Genomic DNA, 22,313 nt, shown 5'->3' on the forward strand with positions numbered 1-22,313 from the left:
ATGACAGATTTAATTTGTATTGTTTGTCCGAAAGGATGTCATTTAAAAGTCGATGAAGAAAACGGATATAAAGTAACCGGAAACGGCTGTCCGAGAGGCGCCGTATACGGGGAAAAGGAATTAGTCAATCCTACCAGAGTCATCACGTCTACCGTGAGGGTTGAGGCAGAGACAGCGAGAAGAGTCCCTGTGAAAACAAACGGGGATATTCCGAAAGGGAAGATTTATGATATCATGGATGAGCTGACCAAAGTGACAGCTAAGGCCCCGGTGAATGTGGGCGATGTGGTTATCAAAGACGTTCTTGGACTGGGAGTAGATATTGTGGCAACAAAGAAAGTAACAGCATAAGCATTATAGGAGGAAAACATGAGCGTTATTACATTTATTTGTGCAGGACAGATGGCATCAGCAATTACATTTCCGGCGATGGAAAACGGACACGAGGTCCGCTTGGTTGGTTCCCCGCTGGATCGGGACATTATCGACGGATTAAAGAAGGATAATTTTCATATCACATTAAAAAGGACCCTGCACGACGGGATCAAATATTATCAGATTGAAGAATTAGAAGAGGCTCTGGACGGAGCAGACGCAGCGCTCTGCGGTGTCAGCAGCTTTGGATTAGACTGGTTTTGTGATGAGATTCTTCCGGTAATCCCTGAAAGTGTACCGCTCCTCTCTGTGACGAAAGGCATGGTAGATCTGGATGACGGAACTCTGGTTCCATATCCGGTGATCTTTGAGGAACGCCAGCCGGAAGGAAAGCATCTTGATATCAATGCCATCGGCGGTCCGTGTACCAGCTATGAATTGGCAGACCACGATCACAGCCATGTGGCTTTCTGCGGAAAGAACATGGAAACTCTCAAAATGTTCAAAGAGCTTTTGGCAACAGACTACTATCACATCACTCTTTCTAAAGACGTCGTAGGTGTGGAGTGCGCCGTAGCCATGAAGAATGCATATGCACTCGGTGTAACCCTGGCTGTGGGTCTTTCTGAAAAAATGGAAGGAAAGATCGGTATCCAGCACTACAATTCCCAGGCAGCATTGTTTGGACAGAGCGTAAAAGAAATGACAAGACTTTTGGAACTGATCGGCGGAGGCCCGGAGAATATTATTCACGGGGCAGGAGATCTGTATGTGACGGTCTTCGGCGGAAGAACAAGGAAGATCGGAACCCTTCTCGGACGCGGGTTAAGCTTCGATGAGGCTATGGAAGAATTACAGGGCGTGACTCTGGAGTCCATTGTGATTGCAACCAGAACTGCACGTGCCGTAAGGAAACTTGCAGAGAGGGGAGTCGTTTCCCTGGATGAGTTCCCGCTTCTGATGCATGTTGATTCTATCATCAATGAAGGTGCTGAGGTCAATATTCCTTGGGATGACTTTACGATGATCAAAGAATAAAAACAATCTTATGAAAAAAGGGCAGAGCTATTTTTATGGCTGTGCCCTTTTTGCTATGGTTAAATAGAAATAAAATACTTACAGGTGTGTCAAATGACACAAGGGAAAAAACATAATTGACGAAACGGTAAAATCAAGTTACCTTAAAGACAGAAGCAGAAAAACTCGTTGGAAAGGAGTTTGTTATGGAACTGAAAACAACAGTGAAAGATTTGGGGAGAATGCCATGGTTTTACCGGGCAAACAGCAGAACAGGAAAGATATTCGGGAAAAAGAGTCTGCATCTGGATGAAGAGACAGAGATGGTAATTGATTATATGCATTATCCCAAGGGATTTACAACGGTACTTCACAGACATCCGGCTTCTCATGGAATCTATGTGCTGGAGGGACAGCTGGAGACGGACGGTGAGCTTTACGGACCAGGAACGTTTGTCTGGTATCCGGAGGGAATCGCAGCCACACATGGAGCGACAGAATATGAGGACCTGAAGTGTCTACTGATCTCCAACAAAGCATTTTCCATTGAATATCTTGAGGAGGAAGAACAGAGGCAAAACTCCCTTGAGAAAAAAGTGATGGATGTAAACCGAATGCCGTGGTTTTACCGGCCGACGACGACCACAGGGAAACTATTTGGAAAAAAGGCTTTACTATTGGATGATGAGACAGGCATGCAGATCAATTATATGAATTATCCGGCGGGGTTTACCACGATCAATCACAGACACACGGCGGGTCATGGATTTTTTGTTCTGGAGGGTCAGTTACAGACCGGAGATGAGCTTTATGGGCCGGGAACCTTTATCTGGTATCCGGAAGGGTATGTGACGGCCCACGGAGCAACGGAATATGAAGACTTGAAGTGCCTGCAGATATCCAATAAAACTTTTAATATTGAATATGTGTAGTCTCAGGGAAAGGAACTGTTTATGGGAAGCACAGAGGAAATGAAGTTTTTAGTTGATGTTGCGCATCTGTATTATGAGAAACAGCTGACACAGCAGCAGATTGCCAGGAAACTTCACGTGAGCCGTTCTCTCGTATCGAAGGTGCTGGTAAAGGCAAGGAAGAGCGGGGTTGTGGAAGTTGTAATTCATGATGATAAGATCCATGCCCACAAAGAATTAGAAGAACGTATGAAGGGAATCTTCGGCCTAAAGGAAATCATCTGTGCAGAGCCTATGGAAGGTCAGACAGAGGAAGAATGTACAGCACTTCAGGCCGGAAAGTATCTTGCACGAAGGCTGCCCAATGTGAAATATGCGGCAGTTTCCGGAGGACGGATGGCAAGGGAAACGGCAATGAAGTTCACATCCCCGATTCCTTTGGAACATGTGACCTTTGTTCCGCTGTGCGGCGGTGTTGATAAGGAGTTATGGGATATTCAGGCCAACACGGTATGTGAGTACTTTGCAAGCCACTGCGGTGCCTCAGGTCTTCAGCTGCATGCCCCTATTGTTGTCGATTCAAAGGAGGCAAAAGATATTTTTATGAGCCAGCGGTTCATAGAAGAAGTGCTTCAGAAAGCAAAACAGTCAGACATTGCTTTTGTCGGAATTGGAACAGGCAGCAGATATTTTGAAATGACAAACCTCTATCTCGAAAAAGAGCAGTGTATGGAAACCGAAATGAAAGATAAAGTGAAAGGAGATCTTATTTATAACTTCTATGATCTTCAGGGACGGCTGCTGGACTGTCCGTGGAACCGTCAAAATATGACGCTCAGCCTTGAAGATCTCCAGCAGATTCCGGAAGTGATAGGAGCTGCATATGAGACAGAAAAAGCGGAAGCAATCTATATTGCCGTGCGCAGGAAAATCATCAGCTCTCTTATCGTTACGGCTCCATTAGCAAGGCAGATCCTAAAGCTGCATTCCAGGTTTCTCTGAGAAAAAGTTTTGGGAGATACCATGACTTGAAAGATCCCTGCTCTGGTTCTATAATAATGAAAGACACTACTCGCTGTAACCATGAATATGAGGAGGGATTCTTATGGAATACCGTAAGTTTGGAAAGCAATATGTCATAAGGCTGGAAAAAGGGGAAGAGATTGTATCATCCATCAAAGATTTATGTGAAAAAGAAAATATAAAGCTGGGCTCTCTGTCAGGTATCGGGGCTGTAAATAAAGTAACCGCAGGTTTATTTAAGACAGGAGAAAAGAAGTATGTAAGCAGAACTTACGAGGAAGATATGGAGATTGTTTCACTTGGCGGTAATGTTTCCCGCATGAATGGGGAAACCTATCTACACTTCCATATCAGTGTCGCCAATGAAGCGGGAGAAGTCCGCGGAGGACATCTTACAGAAGCCTATATCAGCGCTACCGGGGAATTGGTGCTTACAGAGATCGAAGGAACCGTGGACCGGGAATACAGCGGCGGGATCGGATTGAATTTATTTAAATTTTAAGAGGAGAAGCAGAGAAGTGCAGATATTAACAGGGAGACAGATTTATAAACAGTATAAAGAGTATAACCAGAAAGAACTGAGTCTGTGCGGATGGGTCAGGAGCAACCGGGACTCCAGGGACTTTGGGTTTCTTGTGATCAACGACGGAACTTTTTTTGAACCAATCCAGATCGTATACGGCAAAGAACTTTCAAACTTTACTGAGGTGAAAAAGCTGTCTGTCGGGACCGCGGTGATTGTGAAAGGAATTCTCACAGAGACACCGGATGCCAGACAGCCGTTTGAGATACAGGCAGAGTCCGTAGAAGTGGAGGGTGAATCTCCGTCTGATTATCCGCTTCAGAAGAAACGGCATTCGTTTGAATATCTGAGAACGATCGCCCATTTAAGGCCGAGGGCCAACACATTTCAGGCGGTGTACAGAGTCCGTTCGCTGATTGCCTATGCTATCCATAAGTTTTTTATGGAGAGAGATTTTGTCTATGTGCACACACCGATCATTTCGGGACAGGACTGTGAGGGCGCAGGGGAAATGTTTCAGGTGACAACGCTTGACCTGGAGGAACTTTCCCAGGGTAAAAAGCTGGATTACAGAGAAGATTTTTTTGAGAGAGAAACCAGCCTCACAGTCAGCGGACAGCTGAATGGAGAAGCCTTTGCCCAGGCTTTCCGAAATATCTATACGTTTGGACCGACATTTCGGGCGGAGGAAAGCAACACTACCAGGCATGCGGCAGAATTTTGGATGATCGAACCGGAGATGGCTTTTGCAGACCTGGAAGATAATATGCTGCTTGCGGAACATATGATCAAATATATCATTCAATATGTTTTGGAGCAGGCTCCGGAAGAAATGGGATTTTTTAATAAATTTGTAGACAAAGGTCTGCTGGACCGCCTGCACCATGTGGCGGAGTCAGAATTTGCAAGGATTACCTACACAGAGGCCATAGATATTTTGAAAGAGCACAATAATATGTTTCAATATCCGGTATCCTGGGGAACTGATTTACAGACAGAGCATGAGCGGTATCTGACGGAAAAAGTATTTAAGAAACCTGTATTTGTGACAGACTATCCGAAGGAGATTAAGGCATTTTATATGAAACAGAATCCGGATGGAAAGACGGTGGCGGCAGTGGATCTTTTGGTGCCGGGAATCGGGGAGATCATCGGGGGAAGCCAGAGAGAGGATGATCTGGAGAAACTTCAAATGCGGATGGGCGAGCTGGAAATGAATCTGTCTGACTATGATTTTTATCTGGATTTGAGAAAGTACGGTTCCACCAGACATTCAGGATTTGGGCTTGGATTTGAGAGAATGGTGATGTACTTGACGGGAATGGCAAATATCCGGGATGTGATACCGTTTCCGAGGACTGCGGGAAAATGTGAGTTTTAAACAAAACATAATAGTTGAGATGACTTAAAAATGGAAGCGGACAGTGCTTCCATTTTTTTGTATAGAATAAGCAAAAATACATATGCTATGAAAAAAGAGGTGGTTTGATGCATTCCTTATGGCAGGAAAAAATAGAGTTTCCATATTATCCGATTTTGAAAACAGATAAGCAAGTTGATATATTATATCTGGAGGCATCCCTTCAGAACGCAGTGGAGGCTCATTTCCAAAAAGAACAGGGAAAATCTGTGATGATCATGGAAGAGAAAACTATTGCGGACATGACGGAGCTCGGAGGAATGGGAATCATTAAAGGAGAAACTAAAGAAGAGATCAAAGATCTGCACAGACTGAGGGATTATATACAGGGAAGGAATATTCCCTGTGACATGGTCGTGGAATCCGACACCTGTATCTGGGTCCATCCGATCAAACTGTTTTTGTTTATGACAGAGGGAATCGATGTATATGAACAGATGAAAGTGATGGGGCGTAAGGGCAATAAACTGGACACGGGAACCGTTTATATCACGGCAGATACGGTTGTTGAAAAGAAAGAAAAGGAACCGCTTTATGTTCACGCATTTTTAAGCAAAGAATTTCCGCGGATCGAAAAACCATACAAGGAAATGCGAAGGTACGGAGACTGCTGGCTTATCTGTACAGAGGAAGAAACAGCAGAAGGAAGTGATTTCTCCTGGATTATATGATAGAATAAAAACAAAAAATCAGGAGGACATTATGAGCAAGATTGAAGAAATCAGAAAAGAAATGGTAGCAGCCATGAAAAATAAGGATAAAGCAAGAAAAGAAGCTTTGTCTATGCTGTTAAGCGCATTAAAAAATGCACAGATCGATAAAAGAGAAGACCTCACGGAGGCCGAAGAAAATACAATTATTGCAAAAGAGATGAAACAGACAAAAGAAACCCTGGAATCCTGTCCGGCAGAGCGCACAGATATCATTGAGGAATGTAATATACGCCTGGCGGTCATCAAAGAATTCGCTCCTGAGGAAATGAGTGAGGAGCAGATTAATTCAGAGATTGATGCGGTGCTCGCGGAACTTGGCATTGAAACTCCAACAGCAAAAGACAAAGGTAAGATCATGAAAAGCCTAATGCCAAGGGTGAAAGGAAAAGCCGACGGCAAACTTGTCAATCAGCTTGTGGCTGCAAGGATCGGATAGGGGGCTGTATGGAACATATTTTAGTGGTTGTCGACATGCAGAATGACTTCATAGACGGTGCCCTGGGGACTAAAGAAGCAAGGGAGATTGTTGAGGCAGCGGCAGAGAAGATAAGAGAGTTTAAAGGCAGTATCTACGGAACATTAGATACTCACTCTAAAGATTATCTCAGTACACAGGAAGGTAAAAATCTGCCTGTTCCCCACTGTATCCTGGGTGAAGAGGGATGGGCACTGCATCCTGATATCATGGATGCCATCTCTGAGACAGAAGCGGAAGTGATGGACTTCTGCCGGAAAGATACATTTGGCTCCATTGAACTGTGCGAACTGCTGAAGCAGAAATATGAGGGTAAGGACGCCGAGATTGAATTCATAGGCCTGTGCACGGATATCTGCGTGATATCCAATGCACTTATGGTAAAGGCGGCCCTTCCTGAAGCAAAACTGATCGTCCACGCGGACCTTTGCGCAGGAGTGACAAAAGAAAGCCATGACAATGCCCTGAGTGCAATGAAGATGTGTCAGGTGGACATACAATTCTAAATAAGAATCCTTTTAAATAAAATGGGACGGTCACACCAGCTAAAAAAAATATTTAGCTGGCGGCAGTCCCGTTTTTGTCCCTTAAAAGACTTAAAAAATTGCTGAGTTTTTTCCGGCAGATAGTATATCCATTTTCTGCATGATTGGAGTGAGGCATTCTAAGAGCCGAACAGAAATCATGTAGAAAATGTCACACATGTTCAATGTCCGTATACTCTGATATTTCCCTGTTGGTTGTCCTGAGATCTGAAACACTAAGATCATGGATATTTGCGTGGCCGGTAATGCGTCCGAACATTTCCAGCTCAGACCTGCACACATTCAGGTAGTTGCAGAGCCGTTTGGCCGAATGATCGATATGAAGCCGTTTTCTCAATTCTTCATCCTGGGTGGCAACGCCGACCGGACACTGTCCTGTGTTGCAGATACGATACTGCTGGCAGGCAGCAGCTACAAGAGCAGCCGAAGCGATCGCCACGGCATCTGCACCCATGGCCAGTGCTTTCGCAAAATCCCCCGGAAGCCTGAGTCCTCCGGTGATGACCAGATCCATGGAAAGATGATGCCGGTCCAGATATTTTCTGGCTCTGGACAGTGCAAAGATCGTAGGGATGGAAGTGTTGTCCTTTAATGTCCGTGGACTGGCACCTGTGGCCCCGCCCCGCCCGTCTATGGTGACAAAGTCGGCATCGGCATATGCAATCCATTCAAGATCCTGTTCGATATGTCCGGCTGCGATCTTTACGCCTACTGGTCTTCCGCCGGAGGTATCTTTCAGCCAGTCTACCATTGTCTTTAAATCCTCTTTGGAATTAAGATTCGGAAACTTGGAGGGGCTGATGACATCCTCACCTAAAGGCTTATTTCTGATCTTTGCAATCTCCGGGGTAACTTTGTCTCCGGGCAGGTGTCCGCCCATGCCGGGCTTGGTTCCCTGTCCGATTTTAATTTCTATGGCATCTGCGCTGCGGAGATTTTCTTCTGTGACACTGTACAGGTTCGGAACATATTCAAATATGTACTTGTAAGCTGCCTGCCGTTCTTCGGGAAGGATTCCTCCTTCGCCGCTGCACATGGCGGTCTTGGACATGGCGCTGCCTTTTGCAAGTGCGGTTTTTAACTCTTTGGATAAGGCACCGAAAGACATATGGGATACATAGATGGGGTGATATATTTCCATTGGCTTTTTGGCTTTTTTACCGATCACTGTTTTGGTGTCCACAGGATCGCCCGCATTTAGTGGTGCCGGGTTCAGCTGAGCGCCCATGATTAAAATATCATCCCAGGATATCATGGGCTTTAAGGTGCCCATGGCATCAACGACTGACGAACCCGTAAGAGCCATCTGATGTATGGCATCCATCTGCGGAAATTCTTTTGAATCAGATTTTGCAAAAGCATCGGGGTAAGCCAGGGGGTTATCTTTTATGGGCGAAGGAGTTCTTTTGCCTTCTGCGGGTTCAAATTTATCTTTTGATGCCTTGCAGACCGGACATGTATAGTCAGCTTCCAGCTGGGAAAAGGGGACGGATTCACTTTCCTCGTCGTAGACGTAGCCGCAGATACTGCATTTAAAAATACTCATAAAAAACCTCCGATTCGTGTTATAATAAAAAATATTGTCTTGTGTAATAGATACAGCCTTGCAATGAAATAAGAATTATTCTTATTATACCATATGAATGAGAAATTGTATCAGAGTGAAAACAATTTTTGGAGGAAGGAACATGATTTTTGAAACCCATGCTCATTATGACGATGAGCAGTTTGACAAAGACCGGGAAGAACTGCTGGATTCCATGGAGAAGAATGGGATCGGGACCATTGTAAACATTGGTTCCAATATGGAAACGTCACGGTGGACGGTAAAAGCTGCAGATAAGTATCCGTTTCTTTATGGCGCGGTGGGGGTTCATCCGTCAGATACCGGTGAAATGAAAACAAAGGATCTGGCTGAGCTTAAAAAATATGCATCAAATCCCAAGATTCTGGCTATTGGAGAGATTGGACTGGATTATTACTGGGATGAACCCGAACGTCCTATACAGAAAAAATGGTTTGAAGCACAGATGGAGCTCGCCAGGGAGACAAAGCTTCCGATGGTGATCCACAGCCGGGATGCCGCGAAAGATACAGAGGATATGATGCGGGCAGCCCGCGCCGAGGAGATTGGGGGAGTGGTTCACTGCTTTTCTTACCCAAAAGAAATGGCGAGGAAGTTTTTAGATATGGGATTTTATCTTGGAATCGGAGGAGTTGTCACATTTAAAAACAGCAGGACATTAAAAGAGGTTGTCTCCTATGCACCGCTGGACAGAATTTTGCTGGAGACGGACAGCCCTTATCTTTCTCCGGAACCAAACCGGGGAAAGAGAAATTCTTCTTTAAATCTGCCGTATGTGGCAGAACAGATTGCCGCACTCAAAGGGATCAGCACAAAGGAAATTATTGAGGTCACAGAACAAAATGCCAGGAACATGTACCGGATGAAAGAGGTTTAGATGGAGAAGTTAAGCAGCCCTAAAAAAACAATAGAAATCATTCAAAAGTATAACTTTGATTTTCAGAAGAAGTTCGGACAGAATTTCCTGATTGACAGTCATGTGCTTGAGAAGATTATAGACGCAGCAAATATAACAGAGGACGATTTTGTGCTGGAGATCGGACCGGGTATCGGCACGATGACCCAGTATCTTTCAGAACATGCCAGGGAAGTCATGGCTGTGGAGATCGATCACAATCTGATACCGATCCTTAAAGAAACTCTGGCCGGATATGACAATGTGGAAGTGCTGAATGAAGATATTCTGAAGGTAGATATAGGAAAGATTGCAGAAAAGAAAAATCAGGGGAGACCGATCAAAGTCGTGGCAAATCTGCCCTATTATATTACAACGCCAATTATCATGGGACTGTTTGAAAAGAATGTCCCTATGAACAGCCTTACGGTTATGGTACAGAAAGAAGTGGCACAGAGGATGCAGGCAGGACCGGGTACAAAAGATTACGGTGCACTGTCACTGGCTGTCCAGTTTTACGCCGAACCGTATATTGTGGCCAATGTGCCGCCAAACTGTTTTATGCCCCGCCCGAAAGTGGGATCAGCTGTTATTCGTCTGACAAGATATAAGGATATGCCAGTAAAGGTAAAAAATGAACAGCTGATGTTTTCCATTATCAGGGCCTCTTTTAACCAGAGAAGAAAAACACTTCAGAATGGGATTAATAATAGCAGTACACTCCATTTTTCTAAAGAACAGGTAGTAGACGCTTTGGATAAAATGGGACTATCGCCGAAGATTCGTGGTGAGGCACTGAGCCTTGAACAGTTTGCAAGGCTCAGTGACCTGCTGGAGGGCTAGAGAGACAGAATCCAGTAGCCGAAGTTTCCTGTCTTTTGACAGGATTCCGGCACGGTTAAGAAATCCCTGAATCCGAAAAGTTTTGCAATGAAATTTTTTTCATTGTCAAAAACACCCGGAACTCCCAGATAGATTCTGTTTGTCTGTCTGTGCTGACATAACATCAGGTGTCCGTAATTTCCGTAGTTCAGCAGCAGAAACCCGTTGGTTTTCATGTTTTCCGGCACATGAGGAATATTTTGAAGATCCTCTACTTTGATTTTGATGCTAGGATCCAGCATATAAGAAGGAGGTAAGGGCAAGGTGGGATACTCCTTCCAGTCAAAGAGACTGGGTGTGTTCGGCACTCCCTGTTCTTTGGCTTTCTTTTCCAATTGGAGGGCTTCAATATATTCTGCCAGCTTTGAATCAGGATCAGCAATACGTTCTTCATGCTGTCCGGCAGCTTTTTCTTCTGGAGGTTCTTCTTCGGAGGTATCCTCTTCGGTCAGTGATTCTGCGCTCATAGGTTCAGACTCCGGAATTTCCGGTTCTACATAGACACGGGGAGGCAGACCTGCCGGTTCGGGCGCCGGTTCCGGCACCGTGGATTTTGTGTCAGGGGTCCCGGCAGGAATCGGAATTTCCTGCGGAAGTTCGTCAAAAGGATCCTTTATAGGAGGAGGATCAGGAGCGCCGGACGGCGGTTCTTCTTCATCTTCCTCTGGTACTTCTTCGTCTGATGGAGAAGGATTCTGTACAGGGCGGGACTCAGGCATACTATCTTCCTGGGCAGGTTCTGACGGTTCTGTATCCGCCGGTGCGGAGCCGGAAAGGCTTTCTCCCTGAGCAGGTTCCGGCGGTTCCTGGGTTTCAGGAACAGGGACTTCTGTCCGGTCAGTTTCTTGAGACTCCCTGGTCACTTCTCTCTGAACAGCATCAGATTTCCTGACTTCTTCTGTCCGGTCAGCCTCGGGATTTTTGGCCATGTCTTCTGTCGGCAGGAAATTTCGTATCGTGATCGGTTTGTCATTCCACTCTGATCCAAAGAAATGGCTGTTGGAGTGATAGATCAAAAATCCGTCTACCTGGTCCAGATCTACAACCAGAGGGTAAGTATTCTTAAACTCAATGATAGTGTCATTGCGCTGGAAGGAATCTAATAAAATGCCTTCCATGGTTCCGTGGCGGAACCGGTAAAAATAGATTTTGTACGTTAAGGCCTCGTCATTTGTTTTGACATGGAAGTATAAGCGAAGCTGTTTTTGACGCTTCTCAATTTTGGCGAATCCTGCATTTTCGCCTTTCATGCCATTGCTGTATTCGTATAGATATGAAACGATTCGTTGATATTCAGCCAATGTGATACTCTCTTTTTGATTTATTCTATGAGGAGGGACTAAAAAATATGACCGGAGGAAGACAGAATGAATGAAAATGAAAAATTTATGAAAGAAGCCATAAAACAGGCAAAGAAAGCGGCAGCTATAGGGGACGTGCCCATCGGCTGTGTCATAGTATTGGACGGAAAAATCATAGCAAGGGCTTACAATCAAAGAAATAAGAGAAAGACAACACTGGCCCATGCGGAATTACTGGCGATTGAGAAAGCCAGTAAAAAGACAGGGGACTGGCGGCTTGAAGAATGTACGATGTATATCACTCTGGAGCCGTGCCAGATGTGTGCGGGGGCTATAGTCCAGGCGAGAATACCCAAGGTTGTTATCGGGGCGATGAACCCTAAAGCGGGATGTGCAGGCTCCATTCTCAATATCCTTCAGAGGGAAGAATTCAACCATCAGGCAGAGATTGAATCGGGAGTCCTCAGAGAAGAATGCAGCCATATGATGAGCGATTTTTTCCGGCAGCTGAGAAAAAAGGGTTGACATTTTGACCAGTTTTCCGGCTTGCTGTCTCAGAGATGTAAGATTTTCTAACCTTCAGCAAAGTCTCTCCGGCGGCCCGTTCGGAACTCGCTGACGCTCAGACAGCCTCACTGTGCTCTGCACACCGCCTCCGAGCCTTTGCTGAAAGAAGAAAAACTAACATCTCTTCGAATGCAAGGCCTCCAAACTGGTCAAAATGGACGTAATATCTGCTGGAGCAGGCTGTTTAGAGACAAAAGGTGCTACCTGTGATAGTTTTTCTCTATTGTCGGAAGGAGGCCTTTCCAGAGCCGACTGGAGATAATGGAGAAAAACTCATAGGTATTTTAAATCCATTTTTTCTTTTTAAAGAACCATAGTTCTGCCGTGAAGATCAAAACACAGATGCCGATCAGGATAAAATAGCTGTACGGGTAATGAAGCTCCGGCATATTTCTGAAATTCATTCCGTACCATCCGGTAATCAGGGAAAGAGGAAAAAAGATCGTGGTAACTACGGTCAGTATTTTCATAGTTTCATTCTGCTTAATGTCCACTTGAGACTGATACATTTCACGGATCTGCAGAGCATATTCCCGGAGAAACTGAGTGTAATTGAGAAGACGTTCCGCACGGTTGGTGAGCACGGAAAAATGCCGCACGTCTGTCTGGGAAAAGAAACCGGATGAGTTTTCTTCCAGTTCACTGCCAAAATCACTGAGCTGCTGGTAATAGGCATTCATGCGGAGAAGCTTTCTGCGCACACCAATCATGCGGTGATTTATTTTAATATCTTTTCCTGTGAGAATTTCATCCTCAATCTCGGCGAGACAGGTTTCATAATTCTGGAGCAGGAGCATATCATCTTTGATGAGAGCTTCCACGAGCAGGACAAGAAACTGGGGGAGTGATGATGCGTCGGTTATGTGTCTCTCATTTATGATCAGCTCCAAATCATTTATATGTTCTTTATCTTCAATTAGTACCAAAAGGTCTTTGGAAAGATAATAAGACAGGCAGAATTCCTTCTCTGACGGATTCTTTTTTTCAGGGATTAAGAGCGTTCCTGAAATAAAATCTGAAAAAACATCGGCCTTACAGCTGTTGATGCCATGATTCCTGACGGTGTCAAGAAATGGCTGATAAGAGCACAGGTCCGGATAATTTTGAAAATATTCTTCCGTTGTAAGCAGCTTTGCAGTGCCGTCATGCATTGGATAATTCATAGGCTCACCTTCCTTTATTCTATCAATTATAGTATTGAAAGGTAAAAAATAAAATAGAAAATAAAATAAAAGTTGACGAATGTGAACAATATTTAGTATAATCAAATCTGCACACATAATATAATCTTAATACGTCAAAAAGCTTCCGTGCAGCCGGGGAGGCAGCGGTGCCCTGTATCTGCAATCCGCTAAAGCAGAGGTGATGGCCTGTTTCGGGCTTTTCCCTGTGGAGCTGCCCTTCATAAGTGGCGTTGATGTTTGGGTCTTACGCAATGAGAATCTATGAACCGTGTCAGGTCGGGAACGAAGCAGCACTAAGTAGAACCTTTCATGTGCCGTAAGGGTGCCTGGGCTGAGTTAACTGTGGAGGTAACGTCTGTGGAGAGAGTTCAACGCAGGCCGCACGGATTTTAAAATAGAATATTTGAATTTAGAAACCGATTTTAAGGCACAGCTTTAGAATTGGTTTTTTATTGCTTAGGAAAGACCTTGTCACGCTAATGCGTGAAAGTCTTTCCTAAGCAATAAAAAACGCTCCGCGGGATGTACACAGATGCGTTTATGCATAGAACAATCGGCAGCAGACAAATCTGCCAGTATTTGTGCTATATGCATAGACTTCGATTTCCTATAATATATATGATAAGATAGCGGCTTATTATATATTTAGATTGAAAAGAGGGAATCCATTTGGATAAAAGAAGCAATCAAATATTAAATCAACTTTTGGCAGGGGGCAGACTGCAGCTGGCGGAAATTTCTGAAAAATATCAGATTTCTGAGCGGATTGTGCGCAAAAAGATCAGAGAGCTGAATGACGAATTAAATGAAAGCGGACTGCCTTCGGTCAGTATAAACGGAGAGGGAATTTTAAGGTTTGAGGTCAGGGAAGAAGGGCTTTTGGAACAGATTCAAACGTTTATTATGAACAATGATTTTTATACATATCACCTGTCCAAAAATGAACGAAAGACAATCCTTGCGATGCTTCTTTTGAATCAAGAGAAGTATGTGACTGCAGCCTGGATTTCAGAGTATATCAGTACGAGCAGAAACACAGTGATCAGTGATCTGAATGACCTGAAAGACTGGTTTTTGAAACATAATATGAAGCTTGTCTCTCAGGTACAAAAAGGATATATAGTGGAAGCTTCAGAGGGAGATATACGTTCCGGTATGCTGAAGCTCCTTGAGCTGAATCTGGATGAAGAAAAATATGGCGCAATGGGTGCGTTCCACGTGTTCGGACATCTTCTCCTAAAAGAAATTCAATATCAGGGACGGTATGAAACGATACAGAAGGTTTTAAGGGAAGAAGAATTGAGGCATGACTGCTTTCTTTCCGACTTCTCTTTTTCAGTGGCAGTCTATGAACTGCTGATTCTGGCTGAAAGGGTAAAAAAAGGAAAAACATTAGAACAGGAACGGCAGCCGGACTGGGAAAATGCATCCCTGAGCTCAAAATATCCGCTGAGCAGGGCTGTACTGGACCGTCTGGCAGAAGAATTTTCACTGGATATACCGGCAGCAGAAGCAGAAAATTTTGTATTCTGCCTCAGAAGAAAAAGCTATCTGAAGAGCGGAACGAATAATGTGGACCAGCTGGTGATCCCTGTTTTGATCGGGGAGGTGATTTACCGCATCATCAGCAGGTTTCGGATTAATTTTTATCTGGATTTTGCACTTTACGATCTGCTGGTGGATCACATGAAATCTTCTGTCTATCGGATGTCTTCAGGGGAGGTTCTTGAAAATCCGTTTCGGGGAGAGATTGAAAAGGGATATCCCGAAGTGTTCTGTACGGTGGAAGAATGCCTGAAACCATTGGAGGATTATCTTGGGGTGAAAGTTCCCAGAGACGAAGTTTCCTTTCTTGTCATGTATTTTGCCTCTATGCTGGAGCGGGACAAACTGGAGCGGATGAGGGAACGGAAAGTACCAGCAGTTCTCGTATGCGCCATGGGAAGGGGAACCGTCCAGCTTATGCTGGCAAAACTAAAACAGCTGGAGGATGTACTTGAAATCACGGATGTGAGATCCTCACACGAACTGAAAGATATGGGCAATATAAACGATCAGCTGGTGATTTCCACAGTGGCATTTCCCGATGGAGAGATAAAAAATATTCTCATGGTCAGTCCCCTGCTGGAACAGGAGGACATTTACAGAATCCGGAGAAAGGCGACTAAGTTAAGAGAAAACTGGTCCGGAGGCCAGACGGCAGAGACAGGAAAATTTCTCAAAAAACAAAAAAAGGCCGAGAGGAATTCCCTTGGAGCTATGCTCTCGGCAGACAGGATTGCGCTGAAGCAGGAAGCCCAAAGCTGGGAGGAGGGAGTCAGGGCAGCAGGCAGGCTTCTCTATGAATCCGGGGCAGTCACCTATGAGTATATAGAAGCTATGGTTGAAAATATTAAGGTCAACGGTTCCTATGTGGTGATTTATTCCGGTATCGCAGCCCCTCACGCTGAACAGGAAAAAGGGGCCGTCAGAGAGGCGGCCAGTCTGGTGAGCCTGAAAAAACCGGTAGTATTCGGGAACAGTGAAAATGATCCGGTCAGTTATATTATAGGCCTGAGCATCTTAAACTCTAACAGCATTAACTGTGCAATCTATAATCTGGTGCGTCTGTTTTCACAGGAGGAGGCAAAAAGCCGAATTGAAGCCCAGCAGTCTCCGGAAGAGCTGCTTGAGACAATCCGGAGGCTGGAAAATGAATACTGCGGATAAGATAAGGAGCAGAACCTTTTTATGGTTCTGTTCTTTTTTTGCCAGTCAACAAGCTTATGCCAGGTTTATGTATTACGATTAGTACAATTTAGTGCTCGTTTCAACGACTTCTCTTGTCCTTTATAGGGTGTCTTCTGAGGCCTATAATGAACTTAACAAAAATACAGACCAATACACTTGAGATCGGAGGAAATCATGATCTGGGAAAACTTAAAAGACACATTGGTACAGACAGATTTGATGGCAGAAAATGAACAGGAGATATTTGAACAGTTAGGAGGTGTGTTAGTTTCAGAAGGTTGCTGTAAAGAAAGCTATGTGAGTGCATTAAGTGAAAGGGAAAAGGTTTATCCCACGGGAATCTTAGCAGGAGATATCGGTGTGGCAATACCGCACACAGATCCGTGTTATGTAGAAACAACCGGAATCGCCATTGGAGTGCTGAAAGAGCCGGTATCTTTTTTTCAGATGGGAACCAATCCAAAAGAAAATGTGAAAGTCCCGGTCAAGTTTGTCATGATGCTGGCAATCGCAGGAAAACAGCATTTGGAAGTGCTTCAGAGAGCCATTCTTTTAATTCAGGATGCAGAGGTTTTGAAAATGCTTGTAAACGCCGGGAATCCGGAGGAAATTATTCAAATCATCAAAAATAAGGAGGATTCATTATGAGGACTTACAGAATTTTATCAGCATGCGGGACGGGAATCGCAACATCAACGGTGGCATCTGAGACGTGCAAACGGCTGCTGGCAGAGAGGGGAATACCCTCAGTGGAGATATCAGAATGCAAAGCACTTGAAGTCGTCGGGAGAGCAGAGATTTTTAATCCGGATGTGATCATCCACACCGCGGAAATTCCGGTAAACGAGTTAAAAGAGTATAAAACCTACCGGACGCTGGAATTTATCACCGGGTTCGGAGCGGAAGAGAAAGCTGATGAAATCGCAGACTATTTGAAATCATTGGAGTAAAGGAAAAAGAAAGGGAGGAAAACTATGAGTGTTTTACAGTACATCTTAGATTTAGGCTCATCTGTGGTTATGCCGCTGATCATAACCATTCTCGGACTGATCCTGGGACAGAAATTTTCCAAGGCATTCCGGTCCGGCATGACCATAGGCATCGGATTTATTGGAATTAACCTCGTCATTGGACTGATGGGGGACTTTGTAAGTCCCGCTGCGCAGGCAATGACACAGCGGTTCGGCATGAATTTATCGGTTATCGACGTAGGATGGCCGGTCAGCGCGTCCATTGCATTCGGCACACAGATTGTACCGTTTGTGTTCCTTATCTGTTTTGTCTTAAATATTATTATGCTTGCTACGAACACAACAAAGACACTGAACATTGATATTTGGAACTACTGGCACTTCATTTTAACCGGGGCACTGGTACAGTTTCTGACAGGAAGCATGATCGCGGGAGTTATAGCATCAGGCATCACCTTTATCATCATTATGAAACTGGCAGATTACTCAGCACCAAGGGTGCAGGAATATTTCGGTCTTCCGGGAGTTTCCCTGCCACATACAGAGACCGTGAGCTGGGCGCCTATCTGTATCTTAATGGATAAAGTTTATGACAAAATACCGGGGATCAATAAGATCCACTTTGATGGAGAGACGATCCAGAAAAGATTTGGAATTATCGGAGAGCCGATGGTTTTAGGCCTGATTCTTGGGGCAGGTCTCGGAGCTCTGGCAGGATACGAGCCAAATAAGATTATAACCCTTGGAGTCAATATGGCTGCGGTTATGTTCATTCTGCCGAGAATGGTGAGGATTCTCATGGAAGGGCTTATGCCTTTAAGCGAAGACGCTAAGAAATTTCTGGCAAAAAAGTTTCCGGGAAAGGAAGTCAACATCGGAATGGATGCAGCCATTGCAACAGGATCTCCTATGGTAATCTCAGCCGCACTGATCATGATTCCGGTCACTCTTTTGCTGGCAGTCATCCTTCCGGGAAACAGGGTGCTGCCGCTGGTAGACCTTGCGACACTGCCGTTCTTTATGATATGGCCGGTCGTTGCATCCAAAGGAAACCTGTTCCGTTCACTAATCACAGGAACATTGATGATGATTGCAATCTTATACATTGCTACCAACTTAGCAGGAACTGCCACATTGATCGCACAGTCCACAGACTTTACGTTCCCGGCAGGTGCAAAGGCGATTTCTTCCCTGGATACAGGAGCCCATTTAGTACCGTACATTATTTATAAAATCGCAGAATTTTTCCAGATGATTTTTTAATCTTTTCACATAAGGAGGCTATATGTTATTAGAACAAGAAAGAACCAAGGTTATCGAGATCGCGTTAAAAATACAGAAGGAAAAGCTGATTCCTCTTACGTTTGGAAATTTCAGCCTGAGGGATCCGGAGACAGGGTATGTGTGCATCACCCCCAGTGGAATGCCCTATGAGACCCTTCATCCTTCTGACATAGTGGTTGTAAGTGTTGATAACCAGATTATCGAAGGGGAACGCCGTCCATCCATCGAAATGCCGCTTCACACTGCCATGTACCGCAGACGGCCGGATGTGTTCGGTGTGGTCCACACCCACTCTACCTACTGTACGGCATGGGCCTGTGTGGACGGAGGAATGCCTTGCATCACCTCGGAGGCGGCAGGTCTGGTAGGCGGAAATATCCGCTGTGCCGCTTTTGTACCGCCTGGAAGCGATGAGCTGGCAGAAGTGACCTCAGAGGCAATCGGAGACGACAAAGCAGTGCTGATGGGAAATCACGGAGCAATCTGTATTGACGAGACAATCGACAAGGCATATAACGACGCGATTGTACTGGAAGAGAGCGCGAAGGTGGCATTTCTGTCTTATCAGATGGGAAATGTCAATACGCTGGAAGATCAGATGTGTAAATTTCTGAAAGAAGACACAGATCAAAACTATGGACAGAAATAAGAATTAGGAGGATGGTAACATGCAGGGGAAAATGAAAGCACAGATGTTTTATGCACCGGGAGATGTAAGGTTTGAGGAGACGGATATTCCTCAGATTAAAGATGATGAGGTATTGGTTCAGGTAAAAGCGGCGCTGACCTGCGGCACAGACCTGAAAACATACAGGAGAGGACATCCGACGATTATCACTTCTGTACCTTCCACATTCGGCCATGAGTTTTCCGGAGTGGTTGTGGAGGCAGGAAAGGACGTTACAAAATTCAAGGTAGGAGACCGGATCGTGGGAGCTAATACCGCCCCTTGTTTTGAGTGTGAGCATTGTAAAAACAAGAGATACAGCCTTTGTGAAAATCTGCAGTACCTGAACGGCGCTTACTCTGAGTATGTAGCTGTACCGGCGCACATCCTGAAATACAATTTCTACCGTGTCCCTGATCATCTGCCGTTTGAACAGGCGGCTCTGCTGGAGCCCCTGGCATGCGCGGTCCACGGAAGCGACCGGATACCGGCCAAGGTGGGAGACACCGTCGCAGTCATCGGAGCAGGACCCATCGGACTTATGTTTATGAAGCTGTTAAGTCTGAAAGGATGCAGAGTTATAGCCGTAGATTTGTCAGATTACCGCCTGGAGCAGTCTGAGAAATTCGGGGTATGGAAAACTGTCAATGCCTCTGGGGAAGAACATATAAATCAAGTGAGAGATTTGTGCGGCGGAAAAGGAGCCGATGTGGTCGTGGAAGCAACCGGATTCCCGGAAGTCTGGGAAAATGCAGTAAATATGGTCAGACCCGGAGGAACGGTTCTTGCATTCGGGGGCACAAAGGCAGGCACAAGTATCACCCTGGACTGTCAGAAGTTCCACTATGAGGAGATCACACTGAAGGCCGTTTACCATCATACACCGTATCATGTACAGCTGGCGCTGAAACTGCTGTCCAACGGGCAGATCGACGGCAGTCTGTTCATCACAGGGCATTATCCTTTAGAAAAAGCCATTGATGCACTGGAGAGCATCGGCAGGCAGGAAGGCATCAAATACGCAATTATCCCTTAAAATAAACTTCCTTCGGGCTTGGCGCGCTTTGCTTCATAGGTTACAATAGTTATTGTATGTATGTTGTTTGAAATGGAGGGTCTTATGAGTACGATTACGGTGATTGGAGCAGGAGTGATGGCATCAAGCCTTTCCTTTCCTGCTGTGGAAAACGGAAATGAGATGCGTCTTACGGGGACACCGCTGGACAGGGAGATTATTGATTCGGTAAAGGCAAACCGTTACCATCCCTCACTGAAAAGAACACTGCCCGAGGGCGTAAAGGCATTTCAGATCGAAGAGCTGGATGCCGCGCTTGACGGATGTGATGCAGTGATTCTGGGAGTCAGCAGCTTTGGGGTAGATTGGTTTATTGAAAATGCCCTGGCAAAGATACCGGATAAAATACCGGTGATCGCAGTGACTAAGGGTGTTGAAGTATATGACGACGGGATGGTAAAGACGTTTCCCGAACTGTTTGCATCAAATGTAGAGAAGGGTAAGAGCCACGAATTTTGTGCCATCGGAGGGCCCTGCAGATGCTATGAGCTGGCAGATCATGATGATACGAGAGTCGCATTCTGCGGAAAGAACATGGAAGTCCTTGAGTTCTTTAAAAAGCTTTTAGAGAGGCCGTATTATCACATTGATCTGACACAGGATGTGGCCGGGCTGGAGATTGCGGTTGCCCTTAAAAATGCATATGCCCTTGGAGTCAGCCTTGGCATCGGTCTGGAAGAAAAGCAGCAGAAATATATGTGCAACACGCAGTCTGCACTGTTTGGACAGAGCTCTTATGAGATCATGAAATTTGTCCAGTACATGGGAGGAAATGTTGAAAACTCCATTCACGGAATCGGCGACCTGTATGTGACCGTCATGGGCGGCCGTTCAAAGGAAATCGGCAAAAGACTTGGAGCTGGAATGCCATATGAACAGGCTATGGAAGAACTCAAAGGTGTGACTTTAGAATCAGTGGTCATCGCCCGGCGGGCGGCGAAAGCTGTTAGAATTCTTTCTGAGAAAAATCAGATAAAAAAAGAAGATTTTCCTCTGATTTTACATATTGATGATGTTTTACAGCATGGATCAATGCTCGATATACCTTGGAAAAAGTTCAGAGTAAATGAATAAGTATGACATTTTCCACATGATTTCCGTTCGGCTCTTAGAATGCCTCACTCCAATCATGTGGAAAATGGACGTAATGTCTGTTGGAGAAGGGGCACTGTCAAAAAAAGTGCCTCTTTTCGAAAGTTATTTACCGCTATTGTAGGAGCGCATTTCAAAAGCGCGACGGAAATAGCGGTAAATAACTTATTAAGTTCAGATTCTATATCTCCGGGACGGCATGAAGGCGTTCCGGAGATATCGGCAGTTATAAGGAGGTACACATGGAGTTAGGGTTATCGGGAAAGACGGCGGTCGTTACAGGGGGAGCAAAAGGCTTTGGACGGGCAGTCTGCCGGGTGCTGGCTGAGGAAGGCGCCAATGTGGTCATGAATTACCGGTCAGGAAAGGACGAGGCGGAGGCACTGATCCGCCAAATGAACCAGGAGTGTCCCGGAAAGGTCTTTGGATTTCAGGGAGATATGATGGAGGAGTCCGACAGGAAAGGACTGTTTTTGGCTGCCTGTGAACAGTTTGGGGGCGCAGATATCCTCGTGAACAATGCGGCCTCCTGGACAACTTCCATGGCTGCAAAAATGCCGGAAGAAGATTTTCGCAGAGTTCTGGAGATGAATCTGACAGTGCCGTTTCTGCTTTCTCAAAAGCTGATCTGCCATCTCACGGAGTCAGGAAAAAAGGGAAGTATTTTAAATGTGGTTTCCAAAGCGGGCATCATGGGATCGAAAAGAAATCATTCTCATTATGCATCATCGAAAGCCGGCTTGATCGGGCTTACGAAATCTCTTGCCAGGGAAACTGCAGAATACGGAATTACTGTAAATGCCATTGCTCCGGGATACATGAAGACGGACATGCTGATGAAATCTTTTAAAGATAAAAAAGATGAAGAAGAACAGAACAAAAAGATACCCATAGGAAGAATTGCAGATCCTAGAGAAGTGGCAAATGCGGCCGTCTTCCTTGTGTCAGAGAGGGCTTCCTATTTTACCGGTATTACGTTTGATGCCACAGGAGGAATGCTGATGTGCTGAGCTGGTTACAAAAATTTCACAGTTGTAAGTTTGAAAGCTTTCTGTACTCGTGATAAAATATTCTTTAG

23 protein-coding genes and 1 other RNA gene are annotated in these 22,313 nt (G+C 45.1%); 21 read left to right on the forward strand and 3 right to left on the reverse strand.

Translation table 11 applies throughout. The features are described 5' to 3' along the window. The 9 genes from ANCC_RS00175 to ANCC_RS00215 all read left to right on the forward strand — a co-directional run bounded on the left by ANCC_RS00175 (window position 1) and on the right by ANCC_RS00215 (window position 6,963). Window positions 1-351, forward strand: coding sequence for a DUF1667 domain-containing protein (locus ANCC_RS00175; RefSeq protein ID WP_006565481.1), 351 nt, complete (start codon window positions 1-3; stop codon window positions 349-351). Between the two features lie 18 nt (window positions 352-369). Then, on the forward strand, window positions 370-1,413 hold the full coding sequence (locus ANCC_RS00180) for a glycerol-3-phosphate dehydrogenase (protein ID WP_006565482.1): 1,044 nt from the start codon (window positions 370-372) through the stop codon (window positions 1,411-1,413). 185 nt (window positions 1,414-1,598) lie between these two features. Beyond that, a complete protein-coding gene (locus ANCC_RS00185) occupies window positions 1,599-2,324 on the forward strand; it encodes a cupin domain-containing protein (protein WP_006565483.1) in 726 nt (241 codons plus the stop codon). A gap of 21 nt (window positions 2,325-2,345) precedes the next feature. Continuing rightward, the gene (locus ANCC_RS00190) at window positions 2,346-3,305 is read left to right on the forward strand and encodes a sugar-binding transcriptional regulator (protein ID WP_006565484.1); all 960 of its coding nucleotides are present in this window, start codon (window positions 2,346-2,348) and stop codon (window positions 3,303-3,305) included. A 103-nt stretch (window positions 3,306-3,408) separates the two neighbouring features. After that, on the forward strand, window positions 3,409-3,828 hold the full coding sequence (locus ANCC_RS00195) for a PPC domain-containing DNA-binding protein (RefSeq protein ID WP_006565485.1): 420 nt from the start codon (window positions 3,409-3,411) through the stop codon (window positions 3,826-3,828). A 40-nt stretch (window positions 3,829-3,868) separates the two neighbouring features. Beyond that, window positions 3,869-5,230, forward strand: a complete 1,362-nt coding sequence (asnS, locus tag ANCC_RS00200) for an asparagine--tRNA ligase (RefSeq protein ID WP_412107876.1) — start codon at window positions 3,869-3,871, stop codon at window positions 5,228-5,230. A 107-nt stretch (window positions 5,231-5,337) separates the two neighbouring features. Beyond that, entirely contained in the window at window positions 5,338-5,940 is a 603-nt protein-coding gene (locus tag ANCC_RS00205) for a hypothetical protein (RefSeq protein WP_006565487.1), read from the forward strand. A 31-nt stretch (window positions 5,941-5,971) separates the two neighbouring features. Continuing rightward, window positions 5,972-6,418, forward strand: coding sequence for a GatB/YqeY domain-containing protein (locus ANCC_RS00210; protein ID WP_022260665.1), 447 nt, complete (start codon window positions 5,972-5,974; stop codon window positions 6,416-6,418). An 8-nt stretch (window positions 6,419-6,426) separates the two neighbouring features. After that, entirely contained in the window at window positions 6,427-6,963 is a 537-nt protein-coding gene (locus ANCC_RS00215; RefSeq protein ID WP_006565489.1) for a cysteine hydrolase family protein, read from the forward strand. Window positions 6,964-7,153: 190 nt separating this feature from the next. Here the strand turns inward: ANCC_RS00215 and ANCC_RS00220 are convergent, their stop codons facing one another. Continuing rightward, entirely contained in the window at window positions 7,154-8,548 is a 1,395-nt protein-coding gene (locus ANCC_RS00220; protein WP_006565490.1) for a glutamate synthase-related protein, read from the reverse strand. Window positions 8,549-8,690: 142 nt separating this feature from the next. Between ANCC_RS00220 and ANCC_RS00225 the strand changes: the two genes are divergently transcribed. Together ANCC_RS00225 and rsmA are read left to right on the forward strand one after the other, a co-directional pair. Continuing rightward, window positions 8,691-9,464 carry a TatD family hydrolase gene (locus ANCC_RS00225; RefSeq protein ID WP_039946079.1) on the forward strand — a complete coding sequence of 258 codons (774 nt, stop codon included), beginning with the start codon at window positions 8,691-8,693 and terminating at the stop codon, window positions 9,462-9,464. Beyond that, window positions 9,465-10,325, forward strand: a complete 861-nt coding sequence (rsmA, locus tag ANCC_RS00230) for a 16S rRNA (adenine(1518)-N(6)/adenine(1519)-N(6))-dimethyltransferase RsmA (protein ID WP_006565492.1) — start codon at window positions 9,465-9,467, stop codon at window positions 10,323-10,325. Here the strand turns inward: rsmA and ANCC_RS00235 are convergent. Further along, window positions 10,322-11,665 carry a DUF6128 domain-containing protein gene (locus ANCC_RS00235; protein WP_233458279.1) on the reverse strand — a complete coding sequence of 448 codons (1,344 nt, stop codon included), beginning with the start codon at window positions 11,663-11,665 and terminating at the stop codon, window positions 10,322-10,324. The two genes, rsmA and ANCC_RS00235, sit on opposite strands and share 4 nt — an antisense overlap. A gap of 66 nt (window positions 11,666-11,731) precedes the next feature. Here ANCC_RS00235 and tadA point away from each other — a divergent pair, with 66 nt between their 5' ends. Further along, window positions 11,732-12,190, forward strand: a complete 459-nt coding sequence (gene tadA / locus ANCC_RS00240) for a tRNA adenosine(34) deaminase TadA (RefSeq protein ID WP_006565494.1) — start codon at window positions 11,732-11,734, stop codon at window positions 12,188-12,190. 326 nt (window positions 12,191-12,516) lie between these two features. Here tadA and ANCC_RS00245 read toward each other — a convergent pair whose 3' ends face one another. Next, the gene (locus ANCC_RS00245; RefSeq protein ID WP_039946081.1) at window positions 12,517-13,395 is read right to left on the reverse strand and encodes a magnesium transporter CorA family protein; all 879 of its coding nucleotides are present in this window, start codon (window positions 13,393-13,395) and stop codon (window positions 12,517-12,519) included. 145 nt (window positions 13,396-13,540) lie between these two features. Here ANCC_RS00245 and ffs point away from each other — a divergent pair. The 9 genes from ffs (at window position 13,541) to ANCC_RS00290 (ending at window position 22,245) form a co-directional block, all read left to right on the forward strand. Then, an RNA gene (gene ffs / locus ANCC_RS00250) (signal recognition particle sRNA large type) lies at window positions 13,541-13,802 on the forward strand. 283 nt (window positions 13,803-14,085) lie between these two features. Next, window positions 14,086-16,125, forward strand: a complete 2,040-nt coding sequence (locus ANCC_RS00255; RefSeq protein ID WP_006565496.1) for a BglG family transcription antiterminator — start codon at window positions 14,086-14,088, stop codon at window positions 16,123-16,125. A gap of 195 nt (window positions 16,126-16,320) precedes the next feature. Continuing rightward, window positions 16,321-16,794: a PTS sugar transporter subunit IIA gene (locus tag ANCC_RS00260; protein ID WP_006565497.1), complete on the forward strand. Its 474-nt coding sequence runs from the start codon at window positions 16,321-16,323 to the stop codon at window positions 16,792-16,794. Further along, the gene (locus ANCC_RS00265) at window positions 16,791-17,096 is read left to right on the forward strand and encodes a PTS sugar transporter subunit IIB (protein WP_006565498.1); all 306 of its coding nucleotides are present in this window, start codon (window positions 16,791-16,793) and stop codon (window positions 17,094-17,096) included. The genes ANCC_RS00260 and ANCC_RS00265 overlap by 4 nt, the downstream gene beginning before the upstream one ends. Window positions 17,097-17,120: 24 nt before the next feature. Further along, window positions 17,121-18,380 carry a PTS galactitol transporter subunit IIC gene (locus tag ANCC_RS00270; protein ID WP_006565499.1) on the forward strand — a complete coding sequence of 420 codons (1,260 nt, stop codon included), beginning with the start codon at window positions 17,121-17,123 and terminating at the stop codon, window positions 18,378-18,380. A 22-nt stretch (window positions 18,381-18,402) separates the two neighbouring features. Further along, window positions 18,403-19,050 carry a class II aldolase/adducin family protein gene (locus ANCC_RS00275; RefSeq protein ID WP_006565500.1) on the forward strand — a complete coding sequence of 216 codons (648 nt, stop codon included), beginning with the start codon at window positions 18,403-18,405 and terminating at the stop codon, window positions 19,048-19,050. A 19-nt stretch (window positions 19,051-19,069) separates the two neighbouring features. Next, window positions 19,070-20,104 (forward strand): zinc-dependent alcohol dehydrogenase, encoded by a 1,035-nt coding sequence (locus tag ANCC_RS00280; protein WP_006565501.1) that lies wholly within the window; start codon window positions 19,070-19,072, stop codon window positions 20,102-20,104. Window positions 20,105-20,188: 84 nt separating this feature from the next. After that, entirely contained in the window at window positions 20,189-21,217 is a 1,029-nt protein-coding gene (locus tag ANCC_RS00285; protein ID WP_039946082.1) for a glycerol-3-phosphate dehydrogenase, read from the forward strand. Between the two features lie 260 nt (window positions 21,218-21,477). Beyond that, on the forward strand, window positions 21,478-22,245 hold the full coding sequence (locus ANCC_RS00290) for an SDR family NAD(P)-dependent oxidoreductase (RefSeq protein WP_006568014.1): 768 nt from the start codon (window positions 21,478-21,480) through the stop codon (window positions 22,243-22,245). Window positions 22,246-22,313: the final 68 nt, after the last annotated feature.

The organism is Anaerostipes caccae L1-92, assembly GCF_014467075.1.
Lineage (GTDB): Bacteria > Bacillota > Clostridia > Lachnospirales > Lachnospiraceae > Anaerostipes > Anaerostipes caccae.